We start from the raw sequence: 9,155 nt of genomic DNA on the forward strand, positions 1-9,155 counted from the left end.
AGTCCCAAGATCGTCCTCAGCCAAACATCAAGATCGACCGGACAGGCCCTAGCCCTTCGGGGACGGCCGCCCGCCGCCCAGGATCCGCAGGACGTCGGCGTGCAGGCGGCCGTTGGTGCACACCACGCTGCCGCCGTCCGGGCCGGGCACCCCCGCCAGGTTGGTGAACATGCCCCCGGCCTCCTCGACGATCACGTGGAGGGCGGCCAGGTCCCACAGCGACACCTCCGGCTCGGCGGAGACGTCCACCGTGCCCTCGGCCACCATCATGTGCGACCAGAAGTCGCCGAACGCCCGGGTGCGCCAGACCGCGCGGGTCAGGTCCAGGAACCCGTCGAGCCGCCCCTGCTCCTCCCAGCCGCTCAGGCTGGAGAACGACAGCGACGCGTCGGCCAGGTCCGACACCGCCGAGACCTGCAGGCGGCCGGCCTGGGAAAGGCTGCGGCCGGCCCAGGCGCCGCCGCCGCGCGCCGCCCACCACCGGCGGTTCAGCGCGGGCGCCGAGACCACCCCGACCACCACCTCGTCGTCCTCCATCAGCGCGATCAGCGTGGCCCACACCGGCACGCCGCGCACGAAGTTCTTGGTGGCGTCGATCGGGTCGATGATCCAGCAGCGCGCCCCCTGCCCGGTGCGGCCGAACTCCTCGCCGAGCACCGCGTCCCGCGGCCGGGCCCGCTTGAGGGTGCCGCGGATCTGCTCCTCGACTCCGCGGTCGGCGTCGCTCACCGGCGTCATGTCCGGTTTCGTCTCGACGGCGAGGTCGAGCGCGCGGAAGCGCTTGGTCGTGATGTCGTCGGCTGCGTCCGCCAGCACGTGCGCCAGACGCAGGTCGTCGGAATAGTCCGCCACGGCGAGCAACGCTACCGCCATCACGCGGTGCGCCGACACACTTACCGGTGCGCGGCCGCAGGCGGCGGAGCGGTGACAGCATGAGGGCATGGCGCACGAGCTTCCCGGCTGGGTCGCGGAACTGACCGACCCGCGCCGGGCCACCACCCTGGACGAGCTGGCCGACCGGCTGGTCCCGCTGGCCGAGCACGCGATCGACGTGTCGCGGCGCCTGCAGGCGCTGCTCAACGAGCTGAACGACCCGTTCCGCCGGGAGGCCCTGTACGGGCGGGTGGAGCGGCTCAGGACGCGCGCGGACGAGGCGCTCGGCGAGGTCGGCGACGAGCTGGCCGCCGCGGGACAGGAGCGGCTGCGGCGCGTCCTGGCCGCGCTCCCGGCGCAGCCGTCCGCCCCGGACGGCGACGGGCGGGCCGCGGAGCTGCGGCGGCGGCTGGACGCGGCGGTCGGCCCCGACCTGGCCCGGTGCCGGCGGCAGGTCGCCGAACAGGTCGCCGAGCGCACGTCGGCGGCGCTGGAGGAGGCCACCCGGACGCTGCTGACCCGCGTGGAGGAGCTGGCGTCGGCGGTCACCGACCTGATCCACGACGTGCTCCCGCTGGCCCGCGAGGGCCTGGAGCTGGCCGACCGCGTCTCGGCGCTGTCGGGCCGGTGCCGCCGGGCCGGCGGCGGGCCGATCCCCGAACCGCTGCGCGCCGCGGGGGCCGACACGGCGCGCGCGTTCGACGAGGCCGTGGCCCGGCTGGAGCTGGAATGGGCCGCGCTCGGCGCCCGCTCGGCCACCGTGCGGGCCGCGCTGCGCGGCGCCGAGGAGGCCGCGTTCAGCCAGGTCGCGGACGCGCTGACCCGGTCGGTGCGGGACCTGGCGCCCGAGCACGTCCGGTCGCTCGACGAGGCCGAGGCCAGGGCCCGCGACCTGCTGGAGGAGCTCACCCGGGGGTGACCCCCGGGACACCCCGCTAGACGGCCTGGGGGAAGCGGAACAGCCGGCCGGGGTCGTAGGCCGCCTTGACCTTGGCGAGGCGATCGAGGTTGGCGCCGTAGTAGGCGCGGCGCCAGTCCGCCAGGTCGGGGTCGATGTAGTTGACGTACGCGGCGCCGCGCAGGTGGGCGTCCATGACCCGGTGGGTGCCGCGCAGCCACGCCCGGTCGTCGCCGTCGGCCAGGTACTGCAGGACGAACAGCCCGCCGCGGTTCGGGAACGCGGTGTCGCCCGGCCGGACCCGGCCGATCGCGCCGCCCATCGCGTCCATGAGCACCGAGCGTCCCGACCGGCCGTTGCCGCGGGCGAACCGCGCGACCAGGCCGTCGACGGCGCCGTCCGGCAGCGGGCGCAGCGCGACGTGCGACTTGCCCGCGTAGTCGGTGCGGGGGAACCGCCCCTCCGGACGCTGCCCCGGCAGGTCGCCCTGGGCGTGGCAGGCCCCGACGGACCGGCCGGAGCACCCGCCCAGCGCCTTCATCGCCTCCAGGTACGGGCGGCGCCGCGAGGACCGCGCGCTCGGCTCGCGGCCCACGGCCGCCACCAGCCGGTCGATGTGCGGGGCGGGGTCGGCGAGGGCGGCGCCGGACACCTCCACCGTGGGCGCCCCCGCCGACGGCGCGGTGTTGATCTGCAGGCTCGTCCACACCTCGCCGGGCGCGGACGGCGCCCACCGCTGCCATCCGCGGATCACGTCCGCGGCCCGCGGCCACGGCCAGCCGACCGAGAACGTCGTGACGTCCTCGACGGCGTGCGTGCGGTAGGTGAAGGCGACCGCGACGCCGAAGTTGCCGCCACCGCCGCCCCGGCACGCCCAGAACAGGTCGGGGTCGCGGCGGGCGTCGCACTCGCGCACCCGCCCGTCGGCGGTGACGACCCGCACCGACTCCAGCACGTCGCACGTCAGCCCGTACGCGCGCGACAGCACCCCCAGCCCGCCGCCCAGCGTCAGCCCGGCCACGCTCACGGTCGGGCAGGTGCCGCCCGGCACGCCCGCGCCCCGCTCGGCGGCCTCGGCGTACAGGTCGATCAGCCGGGTCCCGGCGCCCACCACGGCGCGGCCGCCGCCGATCCGCACCCGGTCCATCGGGGACACGTCGACGACCAGGCCCGTCCCGGTGGACCAGCCCGCGTAGTTGTGCCCGCCGCTGCGCACCGCGACGGGCAGCCTCCGGAGCGTCGCGAACGCCACGCACTCGGCGACGTCCTCGGGCGTGGCGCAGTAGGCGATGCCGGCGGGGCGGACGGAGTCGTAGCGCGGGATGTACAGGCGGCGCGCCCGGTCGTAGTCACCGTCGCCGGGGCGGACCAGCCGTCCCTTCAGCCCGCGTTCCAGGGCGTTCCAGTCGGCCGGGCCGGTGGGGCGGGCGGTCGCCGACCGCGACGGCGTCGGCCGGCGGGCCGGGCGGGGCGCGGCGTCGTCCGAGCAGCCGGCCGCCGCCAGCGCGGTCAGCCCCGACGCCGTGAGGGTCGTCTTGAGGAACGTGCGCCGCTCCATGGGACCGAGTCTGGCATCAGGCGCACCATCCGTCCCGTCAGTCGCGGGCGGAGGCGCCGTCCGGGACCGGCCCGCCGGAGCCCAGGTTGCCCAGCAGGCGGCGCAGCGAGTCCAGACGGGCCCGCCCGGCGCGGCCGTCGGCGACCCAGCCGTCCAGCCCGCAGTCCTCGCTCAGGTGGCCGCAGTGCGGCGGGCAGCGTTCCGCGGCGCCCTCGGCCAGGTCGTCGAACGCCTCGATCACCCGTTCCGGACGCACGTGCGCCAGGCCGAAGCTGCGCACGCCCGGGGTGTCGATGATCCACCCGTCGCCGCCGGGCAGCTCCAGCGCGATCGCCGACGACGAGGTGTGCCGGCCGCGGCCGGTGACCGCGTTGACCTGGCTCACCGCCCGCTCGGCGTCCGGGACCAGCGCGTTCACCAGCGTCGACTTGCCGACGCCGGAGTGCCCCACCAGCACGCTGACCCGTCCGGCCAGATGCCCGCGCAGCTCGTCCAGCTCGCCGCCGCGGTGCGTCACCACGTACGGCACGCCGAGCGGCGCGTAGATCTCCAGCAGCGGGCCGGGGTCGGCCAGGTCCGACTTGGTCAGGCACAGCAGCGGGGCCATGCCCGCGTCGTAGGCGGCGACCAGGCACCGGTCGATCAGCCGGGGCCGCGGCTCGGGGTCGGCCAGCGCCGTCACGATCGCCATCTGGTCGGCGTTGGCCACGATGATCCGCTCGAACGGGTCGGTGTCGTCGGCGGTGCGGCGCAGCGCCGACGCGCGCGGCTCGACCCGCACGATCCGCGCCAGCGTGTCGGGGTCGCCGGAGGTGTCGCCGACCAGCGCGACCCGGTCGCCCACCACGACGCCCTTGCGGCCCAGCTCCCGCGCCCGCATGGCCGTCACCGCGCGCTCGTCCGGGGTGCCGGGCTCGACCAGGCAGCGGTAGCGGCCCCGGTCGACCGCGGTCACCATCCCGGGGACGGCGTCCGCGTGGGCGGGACGGCGCCGGGTGCGCGGCCGCGAGCCGCGGCGCCCGGGCCGCACCCGAACGTCGTCCTCGTCGTAGTCGCGTACTCGGCGTGCCAGTGGTCCCGCCTCCCCTTCACGTGTTCTTACGCAGGCCGCACCATCGCTGTCCACAGGTCGGTGAATTCCGGCAGTGTCTTGCCCACCGTCGCCGGGTTCTCCACCCGCACCCCCGGGACCGCCAGGCCCAGCACCGCCGCGGCCATGACCATCCGGTGGTCGTCGTAGGTGTGGAACACCCCGCCGTGCAGCGGCCGCGGCCGGATCTCCAGCCCGTCGGGCAGCTCGCGGGCGTCGCCGCCCAGCGCGTTCAGCTCGCGGACCAGCGCGGCCAGCCGGTCGGTCTCGTGCCCGCGCAGGTGGGCGATGCCGGTCAGGCGGGACGGCGACGACGCCAGCGCCGCCAGCGCCGCCAGCACGGGGGTGAGCTCGCCGACGTCGCGCAGGTCGGCCTCCAGCCCCTGGAACGCGCCGGTGCCGCGCACGGTCAGGCCGTCCGGGCCGGACGACACCTGCGCGCCCATCCGCGCCAGCAGATCGCGCAGCGCGTCACCCGGCTGGGTGGTCTCGGCGGGCCAGTCCGGCACGGTGACGCGCCCGCCGGTCACCAGCGCCGCGCCCAGGAACTGGGCGGCGTTGGACAGGTCGGGTTCGATGTCCCAGTCCCGGCCGCGGACCGGGCCGGGCGCCACGCGCCACTCGTCGGCGCCGATCTCGACTTCGGCGCCCGCCTCCCGCAGCATCCGCACCGTCATCGCCAGGTGCGGCGCGGACGGGACGGGCGGCCCCTCGTGCCGCACGTGCACGCCCTTCTCGAACCGCGGCGCGGCCAGCAGCAGCCCCGACACCAGCTGCGACGACCCGGACGCGTCGATCGTCACCGGGCCGCCCTCGACCGCGCCGCCGCCGCGCACCGTGAACGGCAGCGCGCCGCGCCCGCCGTCGTCGATCTCCGCGCCGAGCGCCCGCAGCGCCGTGATCATCGGGCCCATGGGGCGCTCCCGGGCGCGCGGGTCGCCGTCGATCGCCACGTCGCCGTCTGCCAGCGCCGCCACCGGGGGCAGGAACCGCATCACCGTGCCCGCCAGCCCCACGTCCACCCGGGCCGGTCCGGACAGCGCGCCCGGCGTGACGCGCCAGTCGGCGCCGTCCTCGTCGACCGCCACGCCCAGCGCGCGCAGCGCCTGCGCCATGAGCAGCGTGTCGCGGCTGCGCAGCGGACGCCGCACGAGCGCGGGGCCGTCGGCCAGCGCGGCCAGGATCAGCGCCCGGTTGGTCATGGACTTGGAGCCGGGCAGCCGGACGGTGGCGTCCACCGGGGCGTCGGCGACAGGCGCGGACCAGTGCGAAAAGGGCATGCGCCCAAGGTTATCGGCACGGGCCGCGCCCCACCGGCGGCAAGAAGATCACATGGCGGTCACCGCGGGGCGGCCGGTGCCGCTCACGCCCGCCGCCGTTGCGCGGTGCAGGGCGAAGGCGCAGGTCCGGGCTCGGGCTCAGGCGCGGGGTCGGGTGCGGGCGCCGAGCCCGCGTCGCGGAGGTCGGACAGGACGTCCGCCACGCCCCGCATCCGCCGGAGTTCGGCCCGGCACCGCGCGCAGCCGCGCAGATGCGCCTCGAACGCCCGGCGGTCCTCCTCCTCCAGCAGGCCCAGGGCGTACGCACCGACGTCGGTGTGCTCGACCGGCGAACCGCTCACGCCGTCACCCCCCTCTCCTCCAGTGCGACGCGCAACGCGCGCAGCGCGTAGTACACGCGCGACTTCACCGTTCCCACCGGCACGCCCAGCACCTCGGCGGCCTGGGCGACCGTGCGGTCGCGCAGCACCGTCTCGGCCAGCGCCTCGCGGTGGGCGTCCGACAGCGACGACAGCGCCTCGGCCACGACCACCTTGCGCAGCACCCGGTCCAGCCCGTCCGCCGCGGGCGCGGTCTCCAGCGGCCCCTCGCCGACCTCGGGCGGCCGGGCCCGGCGCCGCCGCCTGCCGTCGATCACGATACGGCGCGCGATCGTGGCCAGCCAGGGCATCGGCGACACTCCGGGTTCCAGCCGGTCCGCGCCCCGCCAGGCCCGGATCATGGTCTCCTGCACCACGTCCTCGGCCCACTGCCGGTCTCCGCCGGTCAGCTTGAGCGCGAACGCCGTCAGGGCCGCACCGTGCTCGCGGTAGAGCCGGGTGACGATCCGTTCGGCGTCCGTCGCGGCTCCGGGTGCTGCCATGGCCGGGCCTCTTCCGATCGGGAGGGAGCGGGCGGTCGCACGGCAGTACGGCCACGGAGACGCGCCGGGTTCAACGGATTTCAGATTTCCTTAAGGCTCTCTTCGGGAAACGGGGCTCGCCGAAACGGGTCAGCGCTTCAGCGCGAAGGCGGCGCGCCGGGCCGGCCGGGTGCGTCGGCGACGCGCCTGGCGCACCCGCCGGGCGGCCTCGCGCCGCGCGTTCCTGATCTCCGCCGCGGTCTGCTTGCGCAGCGCCTTGGCCTCGGCGGCGGCCTGGATCCTGGCCTCGTGCGCCTGCCGGCGCAGCTGCGCCGCCCGCGGGCCGCGGCGCGGCTCGGTGGCCACCATCAGCAGCGCGCCGAACAGGCCGGCGTTCTTCAGCAGGTGCGAGCGCTCGCTGGCGCGGCGTTCCGGGTCGTCCTCGGTCCAGTACCGGTGCTCGGTCAGCAGCGAGGGCACCAGCTGGGCGGCCAGCAGGAAGGTGGTCAGCCGGCGGAACCGCCCGGTCAGCAGCAGCGCACCGGTGCCCAGGCTCAGCGCGCCCTGGAAGCGCACCAGGGCCTCGGGGTCCTTGGTGGGCAGCCAGTCGAACCGGTCGGCGATCGGTTTCACCGTCGGCGCCACCTGCTCGGCGCGCGGACCGGGATCGCGGAGGGTCTCCAGGCCGATGATGATGTACGGCGCCGCCACGAACGGGCGGGCCAGGGTCGTGATGGGTCGCATGGTCGCCTACATGCCCACGGCGCCGACGGTCAAGCACGGCCGCCGAGCAGTGCGGTTTGTCACAGGCGCGGGGCAGGATGGACGCATGTGCGGTCGCTATGCCACGGCACGGGCGCGCCAGGAGCTGCTCGACCAGTTCCAGGTGCAGTTCGACGCCACCGAGCAGAACCTGCAGCCCGACTACAACGTCGCCCCCACCAAACAGGTGCCCGCCGTCCTGACCCGGCCGGCCGAGGACGCCGCCAAGGGCGCGGGCGAGGGCGCCGACGCCGACGTCCCCGCCGGGCCCGTGCGGCAGCTGCGGACGCTGCGCTGGGGCCTGGTGCCGTTCTGGGCCAAGGACCCGTCCATCGGCAACCGCATGATCAACGCGCGGGCCGAGACGGTGCACGAGAAGCCGTCCTTCCGCCGCGCCTTCGCCCGGCGCCGCTGCCTGCTGCCCGCCGACGGCTACTACGAGTGGTACGCGCTGGAGTCCGCGGCGGCCGAGGGCGGCAAGCGCAAGCGTCCCAAGAAGCAGCCCTTCTACATCCGCCCCAAGGACGGCTCGATCCTGGCCATGGCCGGGCTGTACGAACTGTGGAAGTCGCCCGAGGGCGAGTGGGTGTGGACCTGCACCGTGATCACCACGGACGCGCCCGACGAGCTCGGCCGCATCCACGACCGCATGCCCATGATCGTCCAGCCGGACCGGTGGGACGCCTGGCTCGACCCCGGCCTCACCGACCCCGACCGGGTGCGCGGCCTGCTGGTGCCCGCGATGGCCGGGACGATGGAGGCCTACCCCGTCTCCACCGCCGTCAACAACGTCAGAAACAACGGGCCAGAACTCATAAAGCCAACGGCAAACGGGGATATACCCACCGGCCGATCCGACGCCCTGTTCTGAGCCCGCCCGCGAGCGCGGCGCTCAGGGCCGGGGCCTGCCCCGGGAAAGTACCGGGAGGAGTTCGAAGCACCGTGGACACCGCCGCCGCCCGCGCCCGCCTGCAGGAGGCGCTCGCCGATGCGGACCGATCCATCGCGATCCTCAAGGGCGAGCACCCCGAACGGGAGAACTCCGCCTCCGACGCCGGCGCCATCCTGACCGACAGCGACCGCGTCGAGGCGGCGCTGGAGTCGCTGGAGCGGCACCGCGCCGCGGTCGTCCGGGCCCTCGAGCGCATCGCCGCGGGCACCTACGGCCGCTGCGTGGACTGCGGCGAGCCCGTCCCCGAAGGCCGCCTGGAGGTGCGCCCCGAGGCCGCCCGCTGCCTGACCTGCCAGGCCAGGCACGACAAGGCGATGCGCTGACCGGCGCTCACACCCGCCGGGCGCTGGCGAGCAGGTGCACCCCCAGGGAGTCGTCGCGCACCGGGGCGCTCAGCTCGGTGCGCACCAGGCGGGCCAGAGCACGCGGGGTGCGGGCCAGCACATGCTCGACGGTGGACGGGGACAGCGCCGTGCGCGGCCTGATCCACTCCACCTCCAGCCCGGCGTCGGTGAGCAGCTCGCGCAGCTGCTCGGCCCAGAAGCAGCGGGTGATCGTGCCGTCCGGCCACGGGACGAGCAGCACCTCGGCGCTCGGCACGTCCGACAGGTGCGCCCAGCGGCTCTGCTCGGCCAGCAGCGCCATCCCCAGCGTCAGCGAGTCGACCGACAGCAGCACCCGGCCGCCGGGACGCAGCACCCGGGCGATCTCGGCGACCGTCGACTCGGTCACCAGATGCCGCGACAGCGCGCGGTCCTCGGCGACGACCGCGTCCACGCTGGCGTCGCGCAGGCAGGCCAGCGACCCGGAGTCGGCGATCACCCGGCGCGTCGCGCCCGCCTCCGGACGGCGCCGGCCGCGGCGCGGGCCGGTGGCGGGCTCGGCGGGCGGCGGGCCCGCC

At 76.0% G+C, this 9,155-nt stretch carries 11 protein-coding genes; 3 read left to right on the forward strand and 8 right to left on the reverse strand.

The window, feature by feature from the left end; translation table 11 throughout:
* Nucleotides 1–48: 48 nt before the first annotated feature.
* A complete protein-coding gene (gene hisN, locus ABD879_RS30895) occupies nucleotides 49–852 on the reverse strand; it encodes a histidinol-phosphatase (protein ID WP_345025282.1) in 804 nt (267 codons plus the stop codon).
* Between the two features lie 88 nt (nucleotides 853–940).
* Between hisN and ABD879_RS30900 the strand changes: the two genes are divergently transcribed.
* Nucleotides 941–1,792, forward strand: a complete 852-nt coding sequence (locus ABD879_RS30900; RefSeq protein WP_345025284.1) for a hypothetical protein — start codon at nucleotides 941–943, stop codon at nucleotides 1,790–1,792.
* A 16-nt stretch (nucleotides 1,793–1,808) separates the two neighbouring features.
* Here the strand turns inward: ABD879_RS30900 and ABD879_RS30905 are convergent, their stop codons facing one another.
* The 6 genes from ABD879_RS30905 to ABD879_RS30930 all read right to left on the reverse strand — a co-directional run bounded on the left by ABD879_RS30905 (nucleotide 1,809) and on the right by ABD879_RS30930 (nucleotide 7,284).
* Nucleotides 1,809–3,329, reverse strand: coding sequence for an FAD-binding oxidoreductase (locus ABD879_RS30905; RefSeq protein WP_345025285.1), 1,521 nt, complete (start codon nucleotides 3,327–3,329; stop codon nucleotides 1,809–1,811).
* 37 nt (nucleotides 3,330–3,366) lie between these two features.
* Nucleotides 3,367–4,359 carry a ribosome small subunit-dependent GTPase A gene (gene rsgA / locus ABD879_RS30910; RefSeq protein WP_345025286.1) on the reverse strand — a complete coding sequence of 331 codons (993 nt, stop codon included), beginning with the start codon at nucleotides 4,357–4,359 and terminating at the stop codon, nucleotides 3,367–3,369.
* 68 nt (nucleotides 4,360–4,427) lie between these two features.
* Nucleotides 4,428–5,699, reverse strand: a complete 1,272-nt coding sequence (gene aroA, locus ABD879_RS30915) for a 3-phosphoshikimate 1-carboxyvinyltransferase (protein ID WP_345025287.1) — start codon at nucleotides 5,697–5,699, stop codon at nucleotides 4,428–4,430.
* Between the two features lie 83 nt (nucleotides 5,700–5,782).
* On the reverse strand, nucleotides 5,783–6,040 hold the full coding sequence (locus ABD879_RS30920) for a zf-HC2 domain-containing protein (protein ID WP_345025288.1): 258 nt from the start codon (nucleotides 6,038–6,040) through the stop codon (nucleotides 5,783–5,785).
* Nucleotides 6,037–6,561 carry a sigma-70 family RNA polymerase sigma factor gene (locus ABD879_RS30925; protein WP_345025289.1) on the reverse strand — a complete coding sequence of 175 codons (525 nt, stop codon included), beginning with the start codon at nucleotides 6,559–6,561 and terminating at the stop codon, nucleotides 6,037–6,039. The genes ABD879_RS30920 and ABD879_RS30925 overlap by 4 nt, the downstream gene beginning before the upstream one ends.
* A gap of 129 nt (nucleotides 6,562–6,690) precedes the next feature.
* Complete coding sequence (locus ABD879_RS30930) at nucleotides 6,691–7,284, reverse strand: DoxX family protein (RefSeq protein ID WP_345025290.1); 594 nt, start codon at nucleotides 7,282–7,284, stop codon at nucleotides 6,691–6,693.
* A gap of 85 nt (nucleotides 7,285–7,369) precedes the next feature.
* Between ABD879_RS30930 and ABD879_RS30935 the strand changes: the two genes are divergently transcribed.
* Entirely contained in the window at nucleotides 7,370–8,173 is an 804-nt protein-coding gene (locus tag ABD879_RS30935) for an SOS response-associated peptidase (protein ID WP_345025292.1), read from the forward strand.
* A gap of 71 nt (nucleotides 8,174–8,244) precedes the next feature.
* Nucleotides 8,245–8,577, forward strand: a complete 333-nt coding sequence (locus ABD879_RS30940; protein WP_345025293.1) for a TraR/DksA family transcriptional regulator — start codon at nucleotides 8,245–8,247, stop codon at nucleotides 8,575–8,577.
* A gap of 7 nt (nucleotides 8,578–8,584) precedes the next feature.
* Here the strand turns inward: ABD879_RS30940 and ABD879_RS30945 are convergent.
* On the reverse strand, nucleotides 8,585–9,155 hold a 571-nt coding region (locus ABD879_RS30945; RefSeq protein ID WP_345025294.1), incomplete at its 5' end, for a methyltransferase domain-containing protein.

It is taken from the genome of Actinomadura keratinilytica (assembly GCF_039539665.1).
GTDB classification, from domain to species: domain Bacteria; phylum Actinomycetota; class Actinomycetes; order Streptosporangiales; family Streptosporangiaceae; genus Spirillospora; species Spirillospora keratinilytica.

What these genes read in the sequence shown, in the direction of transcription:
- ABD879_RS30905 (WP_345025285.1), bottom strand. Translation starts at nt 3,329, where the DNA reads ATGGAGCGGCGCACGTTCCTCAAGACGACCCTCACGGCGTCGGGGCTG.
- ABD879_RS30925 (WP_345025289.1), bottom strand. Translation starts at nt 6,561, where the DNA reads ATGGCAGCACCCGGAGCCGCGACGGACGCCGAACGGATCGTCACCCGG.
- ABD879_RS30930 (WP_345025290.1), bottom strand. Translation starts at nt 7,284, where the DNA reads ATGCGACCCATCACGACCCTGGCCCGCCCGTTCGTGGCGGCGCCGTAC.
- ABD879_RS30900 (WP_345025284.1), top strand. Translation starts at nt 941, where the DNA reads ATGGCGCACGAGCTTCCCGGCTGGGTCGCGGAACTGACCGACCCGCGC.
- aroA (WP_345025287.1), bottom strand. Translation starts at nt 5,699, where the DNA reads ATGCCCTTTTCGCACTGGTCCGCGCCTGTCGCCGACGCCCCGGTGGAC.
- ABD879_RS30935 (WP_345025292.1), top strand. Translation starts at nt 7,370, where the DNA reads ATGTGCGGTCGCTATGCCACGGCACGGGCGCGCCAGGAGCTGCTCGAC.